Origin of the sequence: Cellvibrio sp. PSBB006, from assembly GCF_002162135.1 — a bacterium.
Classification (GTDB): domain Bacteria; phylum Pseudomonadota; class Gammaproteobacteria; order Pseudomonadales; family Cellvibrionaceae; genus Cellvibrio.
The window spans coordinates 2,141,341-2,162,498 of record NZ_CP021382.1; the positions used below are offsets into that span (position 1 = coordinate 2,141,341).

General features: G+C 49.7%; 17 protein-coding genes. 6 read left to right on the forward strand and 11 right to left on the reverse strand.

The window, feature by feature from the left end; genetic code table 11:
- Positions 1–193: 193 nt before the first annotated feature.
- Entirely contained in the window at positions 194–520 is a 327-nt protein-coding gene (gene maoP, locus CBR65_RS08830) for a DUF413 domain-containing protein (protein WP_087466520.1), read from the forward strand.
- A 60-nt stretch (positions 521–580) separates the two neighbouring features.
- Here maoP and CBR65_RS08835 read toward each other — a convergent pair whose 3' ends face one another.
- The 3 genes from CBR65_RS08835 to CBR65_RS08845 all read right to left on the reverse strand — a co-directional run bounded on the left by CBR65_RS08835 (position 581) and on the right by CBR65_RS08845 (position 5,539).
- Complete coding sequence (locus tag CBR65_RS08835) at positions 581–2,941, reverse strand: GH36-type glycosyl hydrolase domain-containing protein (RefSeq protein WP_087468989.1); 2,361 nt, start codon at positions 2,939–2,941, stop codon at positions 581–583.
- A gap of 117 nt (positions 2,942–3,058) precedes the next feature.
- Positions 3,059–4,468: an MFS transporter gene (locus CBR65_RS08840; RefSeq protein ID WP_369825661.1), complete on the reverse strand. Its 1,410-nt coding sequence runs from the start codon at positions 4,466–4,468 to the stop codon at positions 3,059–3,061.
- Positions 4,469–4,504: 36 nt separating this feature from the next.
- Positions 4,505–5,539: a LacI family DNA-binding transcriptional regulator gene (locus CBR65_RS08845; RefSeq protein ID WP_087466522.1), complete on the reverse strand. Its 1,035-nt coding sequence runs from the start codon at positions 5,537–5,539 to the stop codon at positions 4,505–4,507.
- 120 nt (positions 5,540–5,659) lie between these two features.
- Here CBR65_RS08845 and CBR65_RS08850 point away from each other — a divergent pair, with 120 nt between their 5' ends.
- Positions 5,660–6,226, forward strand: a complete 567-nt coding sequence (locus CBR65_RS08850) for a gluconokinase (protein ID WP_198300916.1) — start codon at positions 5,660–5,662, stop codon at positions 6,224–6,226.
- 6 nt (positions 6,227–6,232) lie between these two features.
- Here the strand turns inward: CBR65_RS08850 and CBR65_RS08855 are convergent, their stop codons facing one another.
- The 3 genes from CBR65_RS08855 to CBR65_RS08865 all read right to left on the reverse strand — a co-directional run bounded on the left by CBR65_RS08855 (position 6,233) and on the right by CBR65_RS08865 (position 13,106).
- The gene (locus CBR65_RS08855; RefSeq protein WP_087466523.1) at positions 6,233–8,200 is read right to left on the reverse strand and encodes a PhoX family phosphatase; all 1,968 of its coding nucleotides are present in this window, start codon (positions 8,198–8,200) and stop codon (positions 6,233–6,235) included.
- Positions 8,201–8,246: 46 nt separating this feature from the next.
- Entirely contained in the window at positions 8,247–10,226 is a 1,980-nt protein-coding gene (locus CBR65_RS08860; RefSeq protein ID WP_087466524.1) for a phytase, read from the reverse strand.
- A gap of 120 nt (positions 10,227–10,346) precedes the next feature.
- On the reverse strand, positions 10,347–13,106 hold the full coding sequence (locus CBR65_RS08865) for a TonB-dependent receptor (RefSeq protein WP_087466525.1): 2,760 nt from the start codon (positions 13,104–13,106) through the stop codon (positions 10,347–10,349).
- A gap of 454 nt (positions 13,107–13,560) precedes the next feature.
- Here CBR65_RS08865 and CBR65_RS08870 point away from each other — a divergent pair, with 454 nt between their 5' ends.
- The 4 genes from CBR65_RS08870 to CBR65_RS08885 all read left to right on the forward strand — a co-directional run bounded on the left by CBR65_RS08870 (position 13,561) and on the right by CBR65_RS08885 (position 18,129).
- On the forward strand, positions 13,561–14,478 hold the full coding sequence (locus CBR65_RS08870; RefSeq protein WP_087466526.1) for a GGDEF domain-containing protein: 918 nt from the start codon (positions 13,561–13,563) through the stop codon (positions 14,476–14,478).
- 10 nt (positions 14,479–14,488) lie between these two features.
- Positions 14,489–15,511 (forward strand): AraC family transcriptional regulator, encoded by a 1,023-nt coding sequence (locus CBR65_RS08875; RefSeq protein WP_087466527.1) that lies wholly within the window; start codon positions 14,489–14,491, stop codon positions 15,509–15,511.
- A gap of 139 nt (positions 15,512–15,650) precedes the next feature.
- A complete protein-coding gene (locus CBR65_RS08880) occupies positions 15,651–16,646 on the forward strand; it encodes a Gfo/Idh/MocA family protein (RefSeq protein WP_087466528.1) in 996 nt (331 codons plus the stop codon).
- A 115-nt stretch (positions 16,647–16,761) separates the two neighbouring features.
- Complete coding sequence (locus CBR65_RS08885; RefSeq protein WP_369825653.1) at positions 16,762–18,129, forward strand: NAD(P)/FAD-dependent oxidoreductase; 1,368 nt, start codon at positions 16,762–16,764, stop codon at positions 18,127–18,129.
- 31 nt (positions 18,130–18,160) lie between these two features.
- On the opposite strand, the gene CBR65_RS08890 is transcribed toward CBR65_RS08885, so the two are convergent.
- The 5 genes from CBR65_RS08890 to CBR65_RS08910 all read right to left on the reverse strand — a co-directional run bounded on the left by CBR65_RS08890 (position 18,161) and on the right by CBR65_RS08910 (position 21,148).
- A complete protein-coding gene (locus tag CBR65_RS08890; RefSeq protein ID WP_087466529.1) occupies positions 18,161–18,895 on the reverse strand; it encodes a tRNA-uridine aminocarboxypropyltransferase in 735 nt (244 codons plus the stop codon).
- Positions 18,896–18,907: 12 nt separating this feature from the next.
- Positions 18,908–19,234 carry a hypothetical protein gene (locus tag CBR65_RS08895; RefSeq protein WP_087466530.1) on the reverse strand — a complete coding sequence of 109 codons (327 nt, stop codon included), beginning with the start codon at positions 19,232–19,234 and terminating at the stop codon, positions 18,908–18,910.
- 75 nt (positions 19,235–19,309) lie between these two features.
- The gene (locus CBR65_RS08900) at positions 19,310–19,657 is read right to left on the reverse strand and encodes a hypothetical protein (RefSeq protein ID WP_087466531.1); all 348 of its coding nucleotides are present in this window, start codon (positions 19,655–19,657) and stop codon (positions 19,310–19,312) included.
- Positions 19,658–19,703: 46 nt separating this feature from the next.
- Positions 19,704–20,522: a hypothetical protein gene (locus CBR65_RS08905; protein ID WP_087466532.1), complete on the reverse strand. Its 819-nt coding sequence runs from the start codon at positions 20,520–20,522 to the stop codon at positions 19,704–19,706.
- Complete coding sequence (locus CBR65_RS08910; protein WP_087466533.1) at positions 20,510–21,148, reverse strand: hypothetical protein; 639 nt, start codon at positions 21,146–21,148, stop codon at positions 20,510–20,512. Before CBR65_RS08910 ends, CBR65_RS08905 begins: the two co-directional genes overlap by 13 nt.
- Between the last annotated feature and the right edge of the window lie 10 nt (positions 21,149–21,158).

The window sequence follows — 21,158 nt, forward strand, 5'->3', positions numbered from 1 at the left end:
GCAGTTGCCGGTTTTTTTGTGCCTGACGTTTACCCATGCAGGATTTCTTCAGGCAACCCACATCAGGTTTCATGAACATCTATACAGTGAAATAAAAACAGATTATCTTCGCCATAAATTTTCGGCCGGAGCCAGTTCTGCTGTCGGTATCCAGCGTATAAACGTGCACATACTTATTGATGGAGATGTCTTTATGCTGCCGCGCGAGCATTATCTGAAACAAGCTTTTCAGGACCCGCTCAACTTCCCCGATGGTTTTGAGGCGGGTGGATTGTCCGGTATTCAGGCACGCTTGATTCGCAAACATGGGATGTTGATCTCTGCTCTCGTCGATGACAATGTGTCAGACCCGACAGCGGAAGACCTTCATCTGTTAAAGGTCATCGCCAATCAGGGAGCACCCAAGACACCGGTTGAACAAGCCTGGGTTAAATACCTCAGCCTCGTTAAAGCACAACAAGCCAGCCGCTCCGGCAAAACCAAAGCCTCCGCCAAGACCGCCGAAAAAAAATCTTCCTGATTACCAAGATGTTAATCCACGCTGCTTGCCAGGCTGACGCTGGCAAGCAGTGGGGTATATTTACGCCGGAATTTCCACCAAAACCTGATATACCTTGCCCGACTCAATATTGGTGATACATGGCTGATTGAGCCGTTGACCATCCAGGGTTACCTGCACGTTGGTAATCCCCTTCTGTCTACGCATCTCTACATCAAAACGCGCGCCGCGAAACTCACGCACCACCTTGGCTTGCGACCAATGCGACGGCAGCTGCGGTACAACACGCAGCCCTTCACGATCACCTTTCAGTCCAAATAAACCTTCAACAAGGGAACGATAAACCCAGGAAACCGTACCGGTGTTAAACAGTTGGCTGGAACGGCCTGCCGTGCGCGGGAACTGGTGGTAAGCACCGCGATAATAATTGGGAATGAAAACCGGTAATTGACCGCGTTGCAGATAGTCCTGTTCGTCCGGCCCCGGAATCATCTGCCGCAACAGACGATAGGCGCGATCCTGCTCGGCGATGGTGTAGAGACTGTAGATATAGAACACCGCCGCATGATTGTAGACCGAGCCATTCTCGGCTGAGCCCGGATGCTTTTGCGTAACCCGGCCGACATCATCGCGCATTGCCGTATAAGCCGGGGCCAGCATCATCACGCCGTAAGGTGTCTCCAGTTGTTCCTCTACCGCGCGTAACATTTTGGGCCGCTGCTCTGCGCTGGCGGCACCCCCCAGGATGGCCCAGCTTTGCGGATTCAGGAAGATGCGGCCCTCCGGATCTTTACTGACCCCGAAGACAACGCCATCGTCAGTAATGCCGCGACCAAACCATTCGCCATCCCACAAATATTGATTCACTGAGGCATTCACAGATTGCGCCGCCGCACGAAATTCCTGCGCGAGCACAGCCTGTTGATGCGCCGCACAAATGTCGGCCCACAAATTCAACGCATAAGCCGTTGCGACAGAAAGCCAGCCGGAAACACCCTTGCCCTTGTAACCCACCATGTTCATGGGATCACACCAATCACCCTGGGCGATAAAACTTAAGCCACGCTCATCCCGCGCGCTTAACAACCAGCGCATGGCATTGCTGATACGCTCAAAAACGCTCAGCGTTTTTTCGCCTTCAGCATCTTTAACCAATTCATCAAGGATGGCGTAATCGTTCGTCTCGTCGAGATAGGCCTGCAAGCAAACCGGCAGCCACACGCAATGGTCGGTGTGCGGAATTTGATTGATGTATTTCAATTCCGCGCCCTCCACCAGCAGAATGCCATCGGGCATGGCACCATTGGCTTCCTGTTGGCTGAGCGCGTGCAAAAATGCTGCGCGTGTGACAGCGGGCTTGATAAAACTCATGCCCATATTGTCTTGCAGATAATTGCGTGTTTGTGGGTCCGTAGTAAGACGATTTACATCGCCGTGATAAAACACCTGGCGCGGCAACCAGTGGTTTACAAAATTATCCAGCTCCGCATCCGGTGTTTGAATCTGCAGGCAACCCTGCCCCGCTTGCAGGTAATCGGCATATTCACGCTGCGTTGCAGTAAAGGCTTTTGCGCTGAGATATTTTTTTCGCAAAGTGGCGATCTCTGCATCATCAAATGCAGGACCAAAGATAAAACGATACGCTTGTGAGTCATTCGGGTTTAACGCCAAACGATACTGCAACACCGCCGCTGGTGTTTCATAACGCGCGTCACCACCACTGAGAATTTCCTGCTGCAAGGCCGAGGGATTGTGTAAGCCACCTTCGCCCTCAAAAGCTTCCTGCCTGGCCTCCCAGGCGACAGGTGCAACCTCGTGCAGGAAAAATGTTTTGTCTTTGAAGTTTTTGTTTTTAAAGTAGTCCGCCACCTTTTGATAAGGTGTCACACAGGTTGCCACCATGCCGCCCAGGTCAGCACGGTATTCGGCAGACTGATTCATCCAGGACATATAGCCCACAGGAAAATAGGAATACACACTTAATCGACGTGGGCGGCCGGAAATATTGGTCACACGCAGATACCACAACTCCACCACATCCTGCGTCGGCAAATGCAATGTCATCTCGACGCGAATGCCGTTGCATTCAATACACCAGGCAATGTCACTCTTGCCGACGGAAAATGTAAATTGCTCCGGCGCCGCGCGCACCGGCTCGTAGGGTGCAGAAAAAATCTCGCCGCTCTCTTCGTCTTTAATATAAAAAAAGCGGCCCGGATGGTGCGCATAATAAGGCTGCTCCGGCTGCATAAATGTCTTGGCTTCAAGGTTGGGCGCATAGGCGTATTTAGCCGGCTCCGGTTGCATAAATTGTGCAACCGCATAACCGCGACAGGTTACCTGGATCATCATGCGCTGGTTCCATAAAAAACCGGCGGCGCGGGGCATGGCTGTAGGGCTGGTTAATTCATAGCGTTCGCCGTTGGCGCTGGGAGACAACATAAATAAACTCCGATAATAATGTCGCTGCACATCCTGCGAATCAGCGTTCATCCTGAACATAAAAAAACGCCGCATGAGCAGCGGCGTTAATGAATATCAAAGAAAGCAGAGCAGAAATTAATTGGCCGCTGTCGGCTGCTCCGCTTCACGCGCTTTAAGGTCTGTCTGGATCTGCTCCAGTTTTTCAGTGGTCAGCGGGTAGAAACTCACAACGAACGCTGCAATAAAAGCAATCACACCGGGAATAACGGTTTGCAATAATGCAATGCCTTGTTGAGATGCATCGGTTTGCGCTTCCCGTGCAACGTAGCCAATGGCAGCCAACATCCACAGCATAAAAGCAGAGCCCAAGGCACCACCGAGTTTTTGTGCGAAGGTGGCAGCGGAGAATGTCATTCCCGTGGCACGCCGACCGGTTTTCCATTCGGTGTAATCCGCACTGTCAGCATACATGGACCACGCCAGGGGTGACTTTGGCCCCAACGCGAGGCTGATCAGTATATTCAGTGTAAACATCAATCCGATAGCATCCCTGGGCACAAAATAAAATCCAATCGACAACACACCAACAATGCCCATCAGCAACATCAGCAGTTTGGTTTTGTCGACAAACTTCGTCATCAGCGGTGTCAACGCGGCGCCAACACCCAAGGCAATACCCTGCACAAAAAGATAATTAGAAATTAAATCCGGCCGTTCAACATAGTAAGCAAAATAGTAATAACCTGAACCACCGCGCAGGGTGATCGTCATCATGATGATCATCGCCAGCACAATCAGAATGACCCAGGGGCGATTGTTTAACAGGTCCTTGATGTCGTTGAGTGGATTGGTATTTTGCCCGGCGGGTGGCGCAATGCGCTCAGTGGTAGAAAAAAACGTAATTGCAAAGACAATGGCCGCGATAATGCCGTACAACAGCATGGTCAATTGCCAGCCCAGGGTTTCATTTCCTTGCCCCAGCCACTCAACCAACGGCAGGGTAAATTTATTGACCAAAGCTGTACCGACAAAGGCAGCAATAAAACGAAAGCTGATCAATGTAGTGCGGTCCTGGCTGCGCGCGGTCAAGACACCGGACAGCGATGAATAAGGCGTGCTGAGGATGGTGTACATCACCATCATGAAGGAATAGGTGATGTAGGCATAAATTATCTTGCCGCTCTCATTGAGATCCGGCGTGCTGAAGGTGATCACCGCCGCGCCAGCCATAGGGACGCCGGCAAATAATAAATAAGGCCGAAATTTTCCCCAGCGGGTTTTGGTTCGATCTGCCACGGCGCCCATAATCGGATCAGTGATGGCATCGACAACTTTGGTGACCAGGAACATCGTGCCGGCAGCGGCGGCAGGAATACCAAACACATCGGTATAAAATACGGCAAGAAATGAAGCGATACTGGCCCAATACAAATTAAAACCAAAATCACCGACAGCGTATCCAACTTTTTCCTTGAGACTTAACTTGGCCATACGATCGTGATGAGTCACGGGTCTTTCTCCTCGCGCAATATTATTGTTGTAAATTCTTATCTTTTTTAAGAAGACGGTTTAAACCCGTCATTATTTGGCATTGCGCGTGGACTTACGCAAACGCACCTCGTAACCAATGTTGACCTGTTTTTCTTCAATGGGCTTGCCGGTGAGCGCACGAATCACCATCTCCGTGGACTTCACCCCCATCTCATAACGCGGTACGTGCACACTGGTCAGCGAAGGATTTACAAACTGTGAAGCTTCAATGTCGTTAAAGCCGCACAGGGATAATTGTTCGGGAATGCGGATGTTCATGCGCTGGCTTTCAAAGAGCGCGCCCAACGCCAGGTCATCGTTACAACAGAAGATAGAATCAATCACGCCCTGGCTTGATGCCATCAGGCTGCGGAACAACTCACCACCCAGTGCAATCGATGAAGGCTCCGGTGTGGTGACAATAAAATTCTTCCAATCAATACCGGCTGCATCCATCGCCGCTTTATAGCCCAGCATCCGCTGTTGCACCCGTGGGTCCATGCGCGCGCCCATAAAGCCGATGCGGGTGTGGCCCGCTTCCAGTAACTTGGACACCACATCGTAGCCGGCTTGCCAATGGGAAAAGCCCACATTCATGTCCAACGGCTGATCGAGCAGCTCCATCATCTGTACGATGGGGATGCCTGCTTTTTGCAAAAGCTGCTGGCAGGCACGCGTCTGGTCGCCGCCGGTAATGATCATCGCCTCCGGTGCCTGACTCAGCAGGGTGCGGACCATCTTCTCTTCTTCGAGGGGGGAGTAATGCGTATCGACCAACAGCACCTTATAACCGGCTTTGCCAGCAACCTCATAAATACCGCGCAAAACGTCATTAAATACGATGTTGGATAAGGAAGGGATAGCCACCCCGATCACGCGGGACTTGGCTGATGCCAGGGAACTGGCGAATTGATTGGGAATATAACCCAGGCTGTCGATAGCGGCCTGAACCTGGCGCCGCAGCAGGTCGGATACCTTGTCCGGCTGATTGATAACACGGGATACGGTGATCGCGCTCACACCGGCTACCGCCGCCACATCCACCAAAGTTACTTTCTTATGCGTTGTATTTTTAGTCGATCTCATTGCCGCATCTCATCCCGATTCACGAGTGCCGGAACGATAACACAGACTAAATGATTGCGCTATCATTTGGGGGCGTGCTACTCTGGCGAATTCTAGAGGTCTGCACCCCAAAATAGCGCAATGATTCAACGCTTAGCTCCTTCCAATACTCATGCCACTACTTACCTGATCGTGGTAATGGGCGTTTCCGGCAGTGGTAAATCATCACTGGCCCGCACGCTCGCCGATTACTATGGCTATTGCTACCTGGATGGCGATGACTTCCATAGCGAGTCGTCGCGGGCGCGCATGGCCAGCGGGCAACCCCTGACCGACGAGATGCGCGCGCCCTGGGTGGCTGCCATTTGCCAGCATCTGCAAGAAAGGGCTCGCAAACAGCAACACTGCCTGCTGGCTTTTTCAGGGCTGAAAAAAGCTCATCGCAATCAATTGCGCGATGCCGGATTGAAGACCATCTTTATCTTCCTGCGGGGAGACAAGCCGACGATTCAGGATCGACTGAACCGCCGCACCGGCCACTTTATGGCACCGGCTTTGCTGGACAGCCAATTGGCCACGCTGGAAGATCCCTCAGCCGAAGCCGATGTTATCCCCCTGGATATCGCCGCACCACTAACAACCGTTGCCGGCCAGGCTATTCAGGCGATCAATGAGCAGTATGAGCTTGAAGAACTCGCCACCAAATAAACGGTATTAACTTCCAATAATTCCACCATCGTCCCTGGTAACCAAAACCGTCGTCGAACGCGGGCGGGTTTTGCCATCACTGGCAGGATAACTGATGCCCGGATGCTGAACGTTGAGCCACAGACTTTTACCGTCCGGCGTTGCGGTGAGACCGGTAATTTCGCAGCCGCGCGGCCCCACCAGAAAACGCCTGACTTCGCGTGTCACCGGGTCGGCACACAGCAGTTGGTTGGTGCCCATATCCTGATAGGGTTGTTCCTCGTCATCGTAATCTGTTTCTATCCATAAGCGACCGTGATGGTCAAACCAAAGCCCGTCGGGCGATGAAAAAATATCGCCGTTGATGTTGCCTTGCTCATGTTTTGGTACACCAGATTCCGCACGCCGCCCCGCCAGCAAAAAGATATCCCAGGAAAAAGTGGTCGCGCCCGGGTCATTATCCGTTTCGCGCCAGCGCACAATCTGACCGTGGTGATTTTCCCGGCGCGGGTTGGCTGCATCAATAGGCTGATCCGACTTTACACCGCGCTCAACATTGTTGGTAAGCGTGACATAGGCTTCGCGCGTCTGCGGATGAACCGCCACCCATTCCGGTCGATCCATCGGCGTTGCGCCGAGAATGTCCGCCGCGCCGCGTGTATTGACCAGTACATCGGCCTGGGTAAAAAAGCCATTGCGCGGCGTCAAGCCGCCCTGCCCTTGCACCAGCGCGCGCCATTCACCGCGACCGTCACTGTGAAAAACCGCCACATACAAGGTGCCTTTATCCAGACAGTCGCGGTCAGGATTTTTCGGATCAAAACGCGCGTCGGGAACAAATTTATACAGATATTCACCGCGTGTATCGTCGCCGGAATAAATGGCCATGCGGCCATCTTCCGCCACTGACAGCGTGGCACATTCGCGCGCAAAGCGACCCATGGCGGTACGTTTTTTTGGTGTGGATTGCGGATCAAAAGGATCAATCTCCACCACCCAACCAAAACGGTGCGGCTCATTCACATAACCTCCGTGATCCAGATTTTCTTGCGGTGTCGCATCAAAGCGGGGATCTACCGAAGACCATTGATATTTATAACTGTTGTTGCCCTGCGCGATGCCATAACGATGATGCGTCGCGCGCTGTGCGTGATCCTGCGCATCGCGATTGACGAAATAATTGCTCCAGTTTTCTTCGCAAGTCAGATAGGTTCCCCAAGGTGTAACGCCCATGGAACAATTATTAATGGTGCCTAGCACGCGGGTGCCGGTCGAGTCGGCGGCGGTTTTCAGGTAATCAGTACCCGCCATCGGGCCGGTTAAGTGCATCGGCGAATTAGCGGTAAGACGGCGATTAAAACGCGAGCTTTTTACACGCTGCCACTGTCCTTCGGTATCGCGCCGGATTTCTATCACACTGATACCGTGCGCTGCCTGTTCCTTTTTCACTTCGTCAACCGGTCGACGAATAACACCCGCATCATCCACCGTCATTGTCGGTCCCTGCGGATGTAAGGTCGGGTTGGTGTATTCATGATTGATCACAAGCAACCCGTGATCGTTGATGGCGTCATCAAAGGGGAAATAGGCCATACCATCGTGATTCTGACCCGCTTGCAGCATTTGCTCCTGCCAATTATTGCTGGCATCTTTTCGCCAGGGTGACGCACCGTTTTCCACTGCATCACCCCAGGAAAAAAAGGGTCGCGCGGTATAACCCGGCGGCACTATCACCTGATCAAAATCGACGGCCTGCTGCACTGGTACGGAGGTAAAACCTATCGCGCCCGCCAGAGATAATTCCGCTGTGTGACGCGGCGGCGCCGCGCATCCTGATAATGCCGGCGATAAAAAACTACCGAGTGCCAACCCCAAGCTGCCTTTCAACAAACGTCGCCGGGATGCGACGACGTTTTCAAGTGAAAGATTGCCGGACGTATTTACCGGGATATCATCAATATCTATCGCAGGTGGCACTTCAGGTTTTTCACTCATCGTCAGATCTCATCAGCTTACATATTGGTCAAGTCGTGTCGCGTGTTTAGGGTTCAAGATTTAACGCTTCGCGAATATGTTTCCAGGAAACATATTTAAAATTCTGCGGTGTTTCGGGCATCACCTTGTGGCCATCCTGCACGACCAACAGGCCTTCGCTAAACCGTTTACCCAGATTGTGGTGTGTGACTTCCAGACCATCCGTTTCCGACACGCCATCAATATTTTTTTCGGCGTTAAGGTCAATGCGGAAATTGCCACGCACCTTATAAGGTGCCACCGCATCCAGCACAACGTAGGAGTCATTACCCTGGCTTGAAATCACCAGATAATCCTGCTGCTGACCGTGGTAAATAGCTACCCCTTCGATATCATCCACTACCACATCACCCGCACGAATCACTTCACGCCATTGTGTGCCGTCATCCGGGTCCGCGCCGATTGTCCACACGGCCACATCTTCTTCGCCCACAAATAACTCCCGTGTGCGATCATTGGCAACGCAACCTTCCGGCTGGGATTCAACGTGAAAAGTTCTGACCAGTTTACCTTCGATAGCTTCGCCGCTAGCGGTTATCAGGAATTGTTGAAACTCACCGCTTTTATCATTGGCGATGGCATAGATATCGCCGAAGGATTTTTTATCATCCGTGGCTTGCTGATACATACAAAAACCGTAAATGTCTTCCATCGTCGTTGGAATCTTGCCCGCTTCAGTAACCTTGCCATTGCGGCGATCAATGGCGTATATCGCCAAGCTGTTATCGTCACGCAAACTGGCAATCGCCACATCAACTAATTTTTTGCCCAGGCGCAAACCATAGCGAACATCAACGTTATTGACATTGCCTGAGGGGATGGATTGCACCTCGCGACCTTCCAGATCGTAAACCATCAAGCCCTGCTTTTTATTGGTTCCCAGCACCAGACTGCGTTGCGGTTTCTTACTGTGAATCCAGATTGCCGGATCATCCGCTGCATCGCCAAAGCGTGACATCGGCGCAGTTTGGACTTCAGCCTTCACGGTGACGATAGATGAAGCAGGTGATTTTTTCTGCTGTGCAGTCCAAGGCAAACTCAGTGAATAGTGTTTGCCATCCGCATCATCGTAGACCCAGATTTCTGCATTAGCGGTTGCGGAATTGTACCAGCCGGAAATACGTTCAGGTTCTTCAAGCGCTGACAACTCCATCGTTTTTCCATGCGTGATTTTTTTGCCGTCAAACAGATAAGAACGCAGCGTTTTATCCTCAAGCGATACGGTTGCCAATCCCCCCGGCAGGGTGACTACCGATTCTGTACCACCAGGCAAACCGCCAAATGGCGCGCGCAAATCAATAATATGCCGGCCAGGAGCTGACTCAGCGGAAGCACCATAATGCCAAATACCAATGCCTTCTTCTGCAATATAAAGTGAAGCTGATGCATCGTCCACGCTACAGGCTTTACTGTTAGGTGGAATCGGAAGGTTGCGCATATGACGCGCCAGCGCTTTGCCGTGGCGATCCAGTATCAGCCAATGTTCGGCTATACCGCGTTCATCCAACAAATACACATACAGATTGTCGGAAACGTCGCGTTGCAAACACAGGTTTTCAACCTGAAATCCCGGCACGAGCAGGCGCATCAATTCACTGATTTTCGCGCTGGCAACATCGACTGAAAATAATGTGGGCACATGACCCGGCTCGACGATTGTGGCAAATACCATATCAGACGAAGCGGCGTTCGCGCGCGAATCCAGCAATTCAGCTTTTACATTCAGGGTGGTACGTGGCTGCAGGTTTTCGTCCAGCAATAAAATTCCCTGCTCTGGACTGACCACCAGCCAATGAGGCTTTTGCTTTTCTGCGGCTGGAATAAAACGCACGTAAGCTTCCGGATAGCGAACAGACAGCGCGTGAGGTTCCGGCGTTGCGGCAATTGCACCCACGGCAGTTATCCCGGATAGGCTCAAATACAAGGTGCAGATAAATTTTACGATAAGAAATTTCATTTTACTGGGTAGATAAGATGAATTTTGCATAGCACTTTCTCTTGTTGTATTCACGCAATCAATAGTGTGTTCTTGAGCCAAAGCATATCAGCCCATTAGCGGCGAATATGCTCTGGAACGGAGCGCCACAGCTTATGGCGCCGAGACTTATCAGAAATGCGTGAAGGTAATACCCACTTTATATGTCGGACCATAGGTTTCGTATTGGCTGTTGAATCCTCTGTTGTTGACATAGGTATAGTAGGACTCATCGGTCAAGTTCAAGGCTTCAAAATGCAATTTGAGCGAGTCAGTTACATAATAGCGCAACGAAAAATCCAGCTGGGTCTGCGCATCGACATACACATCATAGTCTTCTTCCAACGGCTCAAGCACTTCGAGTAAATAACTTGATTTGTAGTTGGCTGACAAGCGCATGCTGAGCGATTCGGATTCATAACCTACCATGAAGTTTGCTGAAGTATCCGACTGGCTGGGTAGCGGTAAGGTGCGGCTTACCATCACCTCAGCATCGCCATCATAATTGGTGATATCTGCTTCGGATTCTGCAAAAGTGGCGTTTGCGCCGATCAATAAACCATTCCAGGGGGACGGTAATTGATCAAATTTTTTGGATGCAGAAAGTTCGATACCGTAAATTTCCGCGGTGTCGCCATTAACGAAAGTCACCGCCTCTTCGTAATCAGCATAAGCAGCTGTGCCAGCCAGGTCAGTCTGATAAACAAAGTTCTCAATATCCTTATAGAACACAAAGGCGGACAGCAAGCTCGCCACACCGGTGTAATGCTCAATACCGATATCGATATTACTCGATTCCAATGGCTCCAATTCAGGATTACCAAATTCTGCCTCATCACCATCAAGATAAAAACCAGGTGATAACTGGCCAAAATTGGGTCGTACCACAGAGTTGGTCCAAGCCGCGCGAATGCGCGTTTGCTCGCCGAGGCTATAGCGAATATGCAGGGCGGGCAACCAATGGTCTTGTGAATTATTGAATTGGGTTGCTCCCAACTCATCATCGGCCAGACGAAAGCCCATCGCGTCAAAATCAATTGACTCATAACGCACGCCCGTCAACACGCGCCAGTTATTGATATCAACGCGGCCCATCACATAAGCAGCACTGGTCTCCTCAGTGATATCAAAATCACCGATACTCGACTCTTCAATATCACGAACTTCTTCATCCACGCTGATATCTGCAATGAAGTTCTTTACCGCACCAGGATTGATCGACGGACCGAAATTGCCTAATTGATAATCCACCGGTTCACCGGCAAATGCATCCAGGGAAACATCAAAGTCTTCCAATATCCAGACTTCGCTGTCACTGTCTTTTTCACGCTTGTTGTATTTGGTACCAAACTTTATTTGCGCCGGGTTACTTCCCAGAGAAAATTCCCGCGTAAAATCGAGATTAGCGGATTGATTGGTATCGTTGGTCTCGCTGCTGGCGAGTTCGATTTCACTCAGATCGTAATTAGATGGCTGGAAGAAATCCTCCGGCGCTGACAGATCCATCTTGCGTTTACCGATGTAACTGATATCCGCAAAATCGCCGGTAAACAAGGCTGCGCCGACATGACGCGGCTCATCCTCACCGGACTTGCTGTATGCCACGCGATAATCGATGACCCAGCTATCAAGACGGGTTGAACCGCCGACATTGGTGGAGAAAATCTTTTGGGTTTCTTCGCGATCCTTTAATTCCCGTTCTACTGCCGCAAAACCTGTTTCACCTTCCGCCAGCTCTGCATCTTCACCGTCCTCATCGGTAAACGCCACCACATTGGCCAAGCGAACTTCTGAGTCTGTGTATTCGCTGTAAAGGTTGCGCCAATATAACGATGTATTTTCAGTCGGATGAAAATCGATATTTAATGTTGCACCGGAGCGCTCACGGGTGATGCGGTAATCGCGCTGCGCCATCTCTTTTAACAGCCCCTCGCCGTCTTCAAATTCCCATTCGCCACCAGTCTCCACATTGTCAGAACCGAAGTCGCGCTTAAACGAACTGATGCCCGCCGCTATGCCGAGGTTGTCGATACCGTCACCGACGCTGAATAAATTACTCGCCGTCAACGCCAACTTCGGGCTGGTTTCTTCGGTGTTATCGTCGTAGCTGCCTTCAGCGATAATTTGGTAAAACAAACCCTCACGATCAAAGGCCGACAAACTTTGTACTTCAATACTACCGCCCAGAGAATTGGCATCCATGTCCGGCGTCAGGGTTTTGGTAACGATCAGGTTTTCCAATAAATCGGAGGGAATGACATCCAGCGCAACAGCGCGGCGATCACTGTCCGGCGAAGGAACATTGACCCCGTTGATGGTCACTGCGTTAAAGTCTGGCCCAAGCCCTCTTACACGCACGTAACGGCCTTCACCCTGATCGCGCTCAATCGATAAACCCGGCAACCGCTGCAAAGCCTCAGAGACGTTGGTATCCGGAAATTGTCCAATCGCATCCGCCGATACAGCGGTAATAATATTGTCCGCCGTGCGTTGACGGTTGAGCGCCTTGTTAATACCGGCCGCCTGACCGATGACAATAATATTTTCAATATCCAGGTTAGCCGGCGCGATAGCAAAATCTGCAATCGTCGTTTTGTTGTCTTCTACCACCAGCGTGCGGCGAATACTCTTGGCACCGATATAATTTACCACCAGGGTGTAGGTACCCGGTTGTATGCCAGCAAAGATAAAGCGTCCATCTCGCTGACTTAATGTTTCGAGATTTAACTCTTCAACACGAACCTGCCCGCCCTGCAAGGCAACATCTTTCGCCGATGCCGTTAAGCGCCCTTCAATGCGGCCATCAGCATGTGCTACGCCAACCATTCCCATACTTGCAACAGCCAACGCTAACACGGCTGGCCTGAATGAATATTTTTTCTGTGTTTGCATAAACCTGCTCCCCATCTCTAAAAAATTGTGTGCGTCTGAAAAAGGCCCTTGGAACGGATGGCGCCACGCTAGGGAGGAGATATGACATTTGGATGACGCTTGATTACGCCGATCCGCAAACAACGCACCAGGAACAGCGAGATTGATACATATTGAGCTGATATGCCTCTTGCAAAATTTGATTACGGCTTTTTGAATGCGTTTTGTCGCAGGATGTTAACAGCCAATTGGGTACTGCTCGCCCGGAAAGCCTGTCGGCTCTATGCTAAAACCAAACGATGGTTGATGAATTTAAGAAAGTGTATTGAGCTTATATGCCTGCCAGGACAATTTAATGCTTTTTTCGGCCTGTATATTCTTTTCAACCCATTGTCATTAATTTGTCACACCGCCCTGTTAAAGCTGCGCAACAATGCCACACATACAAAGCCATCCTGTTATTTGGAACAGCATCATGCTTGCATTACATAAATGGAAAATCCTGCTCATTCTTGTTGCAGCCAACCTCTTATTACTTGCCTGTTTAAGTACCGGTGACATTAAAGCGTGGCGCGAGATCAATTGGCTCGACATCCTCGGTGAAGGCGGCGTGTCCCTATTATCATTGGTGTGGTTACTGCTGATTCTGCACAGCCGCCCCGCAGGCCGGGTAACCAATTTTTTTGTCCTGGGTTTAGCGGGTATCTTTCTCGCCAGCTTTCAGGATGCACTGGATGAAGTTATCCAGATTCCCGACAGTGTCAACTTTGATCAATGGGTAGAATCCGGCTTGATGCCTGTGGGCTTATTACTGTTGACCTACGGCATTTATCATTGGCATAAAGAGCAATTGCAGATTAATGAACACTTGCGCAAGCGTGAGCGTTTGTTTCGCGAACACCGCATTCAGGACCCGGTAACCCATTTGGGCAGCGCAGAATATTTGCGCCGGCAATTGCGCATGGAATTAGCCCATCATCACCAACGACAGCAACCTTTATCGTTACTGCTTTTGGATATCGATAACTTTGCACATATCAACCGCCGTTACGGCAATGATGAAGGTGATCGGTTATTGCAGGAGCTGGCTGAGTTGATCCTGTTAAATCTGCGCCGCTGCGATTTGTTATGTCGTTATGCCGGTGATCGATTTGCGATTGTGCTACCCAATACCGGGGAAACCATGGCACAGATGATCGCGCAGGAACTGGCTAATGCGGTACGTCATTTTGCCTTCAAGACCAGTCGTCAAGGCGAGAGTGTTTTCCACTCCGTCAGTATCGGCGTCGCGCTGGCATTGGATGACTCAGCAGAACATTTACTCGCGCGCGCGAATCAGGCACTGCTACATGCCAAGGAAAAACAGGAACGCGATATCTTTCTCGCCGCATGAGGACTGCAATATGAAGCCCTGGTACGAACGAGATACGCCTTGCATCCTCGCGCATCAACAACCCGCGACGCTGATCGATATGGCCCTTAGTCGGGGCATCGACAGCCATAAATTATTGCGTGGCACCGGCTTCTTTTATGAAGATATTCTGGCGGGTAATCTTCATATTGCCCCCGCACAATACTATCAACTAATCACCAACGCGCGCCGTTTGCTTGCGGGCGATGACATCAGTTTTTTGCTGGGGCATCGCCTCTTTCCGGGAAATTGCGGTGCTGCCAGTGCAGCACTTTTGAACGCGAGAAATCTGCAACAGGCGCTGGAATTGTTGGTTCGCTACCGCTTACTGCTTACACCACTCATTGCACCGCGCTTGCATTATGATGCAGATTTTCTCTACCTCTATTGGCAAGACACCTGCGGCGCGGACAGTGAGTGGTCGTTTTTAAGCGAGATGGTGACAACGGCGCTCGCCTCCCTGAGCCGTTGGTTAAGTGATCGCAGCCTCCCCTGGCGATTTTATTTTTCTCATCATCAGCCGCGTCACATTGAGCAGTACCAGGTACATCTGGGTGAAGATATAACGTTCGACAGCCATATGGATGCCATGGTGATCGCCCGGGAATACCTTCATATACCTTGGGCCAATGCGTCACCCAGTGCCGCCATCGTCGCTCAGCGGGAAGCCGATATGCAGCTGGCCAATATCGGTCTGGACGGCGGATTCCTGGAGCGTGTTTATCAGCATCTGCTACACAACATTCAACGCCCCACCCACCTCGACCAGGTGGCGGCAGATTTTGCCATGAGTAGCGCAACGCTCAAGCGCAAACTGAGTAAACATCACAGTCATTTCCAGGCACAATATGACCTTATGCGTAAATGCCTTGCGCTGTACCTGATCAACCGCCAAGGCTGGAGCAACGAGCAAGTAGCCAGTTACCTCCACTTCCACGATGCCAATAACCTGAGGCGCGCCTTCAAGCGCTGGACCGGCGTCACGCCGGCTATGCTTAAAGCCTTCACCCCTTAATAGCCGCACTTTACATCCAGCAGCAGCTGAATTACCTTGCAGGTCTCACCGAACGGTATATTCATATTCAATATATTTGATTCGGAAACCGCTTTTACTGGCTGTTATTTGGCCCACCCGCTTTTATCAGTGAGATCACATGCAAAAATTACGTTGGGGCGTGCTGAGCACGGCCAAAATCGGACGCACTAAAGTCATTCCTGCCATCCAATCCTCCCTTCACGGTGACGTCGTTGCCATCTGCTCTCGCGATGCGACCGTTGCACAGCAGGTTGCGGATGAACTGGGCATCGCCCGCGCCCACAGTAGCTACGAAGCGCTGCTGGCCGATCCCGAGGTGGATGCCATCTACAACCCGTTACCCAACCATTTGCATGTGCCCTGGTCAATCAAGGCGCTGGAGGCCGGCAAACATGTGTTGTGTGAAAAGCCGCTGGGCCTGAATGCAGCCGATGTACAACCCCTGCTGGATGCCGCAAAACGCTATCCGCATTTAAAAGTCATGGAAGCGTTTATGTACCGCTTTCATCCCCAATGGGACAAGGCCCATGAGCTGGTGACCAATGGCAGCATCGGTCAGGTCCGCAGCATCCATTCCCACTTTTCCTACAATAACCGTGAACCGGAAAATATTCGCAACAGTGCGGCCATGGGCGGCGGTGCGTTAATGGACATCGGGTGCTATTGCATTTCCCTGTCGCGCTACCTGTTTGAGAGCGAGCCTTTGCGGGTATTCGGACACATCATGCCCTACCCGGGTTATGAGGTGGATTGTTTTGTCTCCGGCATGATGGAGTTTGCGGATGGCACAGCAACCTTTACCGCATCGACTAAAATTGAAGGGCTGCAATTTATGGAAGCCAGCGGCGAAGAGGGCAGCGTGTTTATTCCCGTTCCGTTTAGCCCGATTGCTGATACCGCCACAAAAGTCATCCTCAAGCGCGACCAACAACACGAAGAACTTGAAATAGCACCCTGCGATCACTATCGCAACATGGCGGATGCTTTTGCTGAAAGTGTTTTCAATCAACGACCTGTTCCAACACCCCTGAGTGATGCACTGGCAAACATGAAAATCATTGACGCCATCTTCGCCAGCGCAGCCAGAGAGAGCTGGGTCACTCTGGACTGGTAACAAACATTTTTTCAAGCGCCCGGCAGCGCGCTATGCTTAAAAATAATTAATAACGTGAAGATAGTTTGCTTGGGGTTTTACCGTTTTCATTATCGGCATCAAGAGGTTAGGCGACGTGGATAACATTGGCTCTGCAAGCAACGATTCTTCAAAAGGTGAGATAGCACAACACTCGGCGCAGGAAAACCGAATACCCAAAATTGTCGTCGTCGGTGGTGGCGCCGGCGGCCTGGAACTCGCGACAAAGCTTGGAAAAAAATTTGGCAAAAAGAAACAGGCGGAAATCGTATTAATCGATCGCAGTACCACCCATTTATGGAAACCTTTGCTGCATGAACTGGCAGTAGGTACCATGGATGAAGGTGTCGATGCGGTCAGCTATCGCGGTCATGCCATCGCCAATTATTTTCACTTTCGCGTTGGCAACATGACCGGCATTGATCGAGAAGCGCGCCAGGTGATCCTTGCACCCATGCGCGATGAAGATGGTGTCGAGTTTTTGCCTTCCACACGTATCAATTACGATTATCTGGTGGTTGCGCTGGGTTCGATATCCAACGACTTCAATACGCCGGGCGTCAAGGAGCACTGCATTTTTCTCGATAGCCCGACGCAGGCACACCGTTTTCGCAATAAATTACTCAATGCATTTTTACGCATCCAGCGCTTACCGGAAAACCACGATAACGTGCGCATCGCTATCGTCGGTGGCGGAGCTACCGGTGTCGAATTATCGGCAGAGCTCCATCACGCGGTAGCGGAATTTCACAACTACGGTTTTAGCGCTGTGTCCAATGAACAATTAAAAGTCACGTTGGTTGAAGCCGGGGCAAGAATTTTGCCCGCACTGCCCGAACGGATTTCTACCGCCGCCCATAAGGAACTTATCACCATTGGTGTCGATGTGAAGCTCAATACCACCATCACCGCCGCCACCGGCCACAGTCTGGAAACCAAAGAAGGAGAATCCATCGAGGCAGATTTGTTTGTATGGGCAGCCGGCATCAAAGTGCCTGACTTTATGAAAGATATTGGCGGGTTGGAAACCAACCGAATTAATCAACTCCATGTAAACGAATTTCTGCAAACCACGCGGGACCCAAACATTTTTGCTATCGGTGATTGTGCAGAGTTTATCCAACCCGACGGCAAACGCGTCCCACCGCGCGCGCAAGCTGCACATCAAATGGCCAGTACCTGCTATAAAAATCTGGTGGCTTTACTCAATAATAAACCTTTGCAAGGTTACGTTTACAAAGATCACGGCTCCCTGATTTCGTTATCCAATTATTCTACCGTCGGCAATCTGATGGGCAATTTGAGCAGTGGCAGTTTGTTTATTGAAGGGCATCTGGCGCGGTTTGTTTATGTATCACTGTATCGGATGCACCAGGTCGCGATTCATGGGTTGATAAAAACCGGACTGGTGATGCTGGCCAGCCGGATCAACCGCTGGTTGAGACCACGCTTGAAATTGCATTGATAAAAAATATGCATTGCGGAGAACAGGGATGTTATCCGGCAATATTATCCGCCTGTTTTAGATTCGCCAGCCGCTGATGCAACTCTCCAATCACCGGCGCACAACAGCCCCGCGTCGCCAGATAGTGCAGATTAAATAACGCGAAATAATCCAGCATAATTTCACTTTGTTGCGGCTCATCAGCTACTTGCAAGCACAAAGCTGCAGCCTCAAAGGTCGACAGATAATGATCCTGATGGGATTTCCTCACCGCGTAACTGCGCAACAAGGTCTCCGGCAAACGCAGCACCGGCACCTTATCCAACCAACGGCTTAAATGAAACATCCTGCTGCTCTGCTTCCAGGTACCATCCAATAAAATGAATGTCGGCAATCTGTCGCTCACCGGAATCGTCGAATAAATCTCCCGCGACTCATTTTCAGCTGAGGGATAAATAACAAAGCACTGACGCGCCGGATCATTAAGCAATTGCAGTAACTCGGCATCCGGCTCCGTGCGACTCCAGGCAAATGCGTAGGTATTATTTGGAAAAATATCTGCAATCAAACGGCCGGTATTGGTGGGCTTAAACACTTCATCGCGATGCATCAATAGCACAAAATCACAGCGAGACGCTACGGACGGACGCCAAGTGCACAGGCATGCAAAACTTGCCAACTGACAATGCTCGCAACGCACAACCGACTTTCCCCGCGCATTAAAATTTCGCGAAGCTTTTGATAGACATACTTTTCTAAGCAGCTGATATTTGTTGTTGGTCAACATTCTTTTTATTGTCTATTGACGCAACTGTATATAGTCCACATCTTCCCCATCCCTCCAACGGGAGCAGGTGTTAGCGCCGGACACGGTTACTGTTTTACCTGATGCATGAGCCGTTAAAATCATCGAATATTGTTGCTTACCTACATTTGAATTCTCATCTCTTATCATCCAATATCCCGCCGTAGCACACGTAGGCGAATCGGTTTTGCTTCCTCCGGACAGGGTAAAATATATCAAGCCATCACTAGCGCGAACGATAACCATGTCAACCTTGCCAGTTTGCTTTCCTGCGAAAGCAGGAGATACAGCCAAAACCAATAACAAAAATAAAACCTTCATTTTTCATCCTTTAAATAACAGCTATAGATATCTAACGCTTGGCCAGCTTATACGCTGAACTTAATTCCTGTAAATTTATTTCACAATTTCAGGATACATACTACAAACAGGATAGGTCATAGCATTACCAGTAATTTTGCTGCACTCATCTTCAATATAGCATTGAAATTTCATACCTGTCGTTAGCGCCGTTAATGCGAAAGACAGCGCAGCCTGAGCCGAAGGGTTACTATCATATACCACTAAACCCGCATCTGACCCGCAATTAGCAGGATTGCTCACCGGCTCAGCCATTCTTATGAAAATCAGATTCTTACTCCAATCAGATTTTCGCACCGCAACAGGAACACCATTTGTGAATGTGCCTGCGATGCTTGATATGGGGAAAATAAGTAAGCTAAAAATAACCAGTAGGTTTTTCATAAAAATAATTTTTCCTTTGGCGTCATATTGGTGGAATCGAGGTTATTTATATATGATGATTAATACTACATTCTCCCTTTCCATTATCCAGCTGATAAAAATAAGCTGGCAATGCTCCACTTACAACCATTGATTTAATTTCCGACAAAGAGGTACTGGATCGTTTAAGGCTATCCAGAAGGTAGGCACTAACACCCGGAAAAATAGTAATTGATGTTAAGCATCCACCTTGTTCATCAAGCAGTATTTGATTGGGGAACCAACCCTGCCCCCGAGCCCATACCGAAATACGTGTTGCATTATCGTCCATCTGAATAGATGGCTTTCCCCATAAGCCAATTAATGTTTGCTGGGCGTTGTTGCTCGGCAGTGATGCAAGATGGGAAACATGCATTTTCAATTTGTGCCTTAAAAAGGTATCACTAACTGGCCTCACAGCCTTAGCTTCCCGATTATATTCAGCCCACTTGCTCTGTGTAATCGTTACGACAGCAGACGCTTGAAACTCACAAATCACTTCACCTTGTTGAATAAACTCTTGCCGCGCAAGGTTTACGTTATTCCCCATGACCGGAACTTCCACATCATGATTAACAACATCAAGTGATGAATAAAGAACCTCAAATTGACCGTCACATAACTGTTTAGCAACTAATCGCCAATTATCATCAATAGCTTTTCTGCTCTTGGAAAAATATTCGATTCGGTAATGCTGCGGAGCAATCGGCAACACGACATAGCCACTATTTTTCCTATATGGACCATATATTGAACTGCACCCCAACATGAGAGCCAAAACCAGCCATCCACTAACGATAAAACGCGCATGGTAAGCCAGTCTCAGAAACTTATTTAATCCAGCCATTTCGCAAGCCAGGCATTTGCATTTTGATCTCGAGTTTTCTCATGCCAGAGATCAAAATTGGGCTCGTTTATTCTTGCTGGGCCAAATTCCCAAGGAATCTCACAGTTTAGTTTTTTCCTTATAAGATCAGCAGCTAGGTCTATATCAAAATAAGCACTCAAGAACATTTCTGGTATCAGCGGATAATCAGGATAACGCCGATGCCATCGACAAAGCGACCAATACATCCATGCCTTAATTTCCTCTGTTGAGTAGGCAACCGCAGGGAATAAATAAGGGCTTGTATCCTTTCCGTGGCCACCTTCATCTGCATCTATATATGCAACACAGCGCGACCTTATAAGAAATTTTTTTATCGCGTTTAAAGGTATACCATCATCATCCTCTTCATCATCCCAGTATGCTGCAATGTTATATTTATACCCAATATCAATATCAATTTTAGGTTGATGAGAATTAATATTAAAAAATATGTTTAATTGATCCATCAACTCCTGAACACTTTTTTTTTCATTTATGTAAGAAGCCCACATAGCGTGCAAACAGTAAACAACAACCGTATGAGGAGCCTCCTCACTAAGATATACCTGATCCTCGAGGATTTCTTTTGTCAATGTAATTAGCATTTTCAACAAC

What these genes read in the sequence shown, in the direction of transcription:
- CBR65_RS08905 (WP_087466532.1), bottom strand. Translation starts at nt 20,522, where the DNA reads ATGGCTGGATTAAATAAGTTTCTGAGACTGGCTTACCATGCGCGTTTT.
- CBR65_RS08835 (WP_087468989.1), bottom strand. Translation starts at nt 2,941, where the DNA reads ATGTTGTCTCCCAGCGCCAACGGCGAACGCTATGAATTAACCAGCCCT.
- CBR65_RS08870 (WP_087466526.1), top strand. Translation starts at nt 13,561, where the DNA reads ATGCTTGCATTACATAAATGGAAAATCCTGCTCATTCTTGTTGCAGCC.
- CBR65_RS08900 (WP_087466531.1), bottom strand. Translation starts at nt 19,657, where the DNA reads ATGAAAAACCTACTGGTTATTTTTAGCTTACTTATTTTCCCCATATCA.
- CBR65_RS08880 (WP_087466528.1), top strand. Translation starts at nt 15,651, where the DNA reads ATGCAAAAATTACGTTGGGGCGTGCTGAGCACGGCCAAAATCGGACGC.
- CBR65_RS08860 (WP_087466524.1), bottom strand. Translation starts at nt 10,226, where the DNA reads ATGCAAAATTCATCTTATCTACCCAGTAAAATGAAATTTCTTATCGTA.
- CBR65_RS08855 (WP_087466523.1), bottom strand. Translation starts at nt 8,200, where the DNA reads ATGAGTGAAAAACCTGAAGTGCCACCTGCGATAGATATTGATGATATC.
- CBR65_RS08875 (WP_087466527.1), top strand. Translation starts at nt 14,489, where the DNA reads ATGAAGCCCTGGTACGAACGAGATACGCCTTGCATCCTCGCGCATCAA.
- CBR65_RS08850 (WP_198300916.1), top strand. Translation starts at nt 5,660, where the DNA reads ATGATTCAACGCTTAGCTCCTTCCAATACTCATGCCACTACTTACCTG.
- CBR65_RS08895 (WP_087466530.1), bottom strand. Translation starts at nt 19,234, where the DNA reads ATGAAGGTTTTATTTTTGTTATTGGTTTTGGCTGTATCTCCTGCTTTC.
- CBR65_RS08865 (WP_087466525.1), bottom strand. Translation starts at nt 13,106, where the DNA reads ATGCAAACACAGAAAAAATATTCATTCAGGCCAGCCGTGTTAGCGTTG.
- maoP (WP_087466520.1), top strand. Translation starts at nt 194, where the DNA reads ATGCTGCCGCGCGAGCATTATCTGAAACAAGCTTTTCAGGACCCGCTC.
- CBR65_RS08845 (WP_087466522.1), bottom strand. Translation starts at nt 5,539, where the DNA reads ATGAGATCGACTAAAAATACAACGCATAAGAAAGTAACTTTGGTGGAT.
- CBR65_RS08890 (WP_087466529.1), bottom strand. Translation starts at nt 18,895, where the DNA reads ATGTTGACCAACAACAAATATCAGCTGCTTAGAAAAGTATGTCTATCA.
- CBR65_RS08910 (WP_087466533.1), bottom strand. Translation starts at nt 21,148, where the DNA reads ATGCTAATTACATTGACAAAAGAAATCCTCGAGGATCAGGTATATCTT.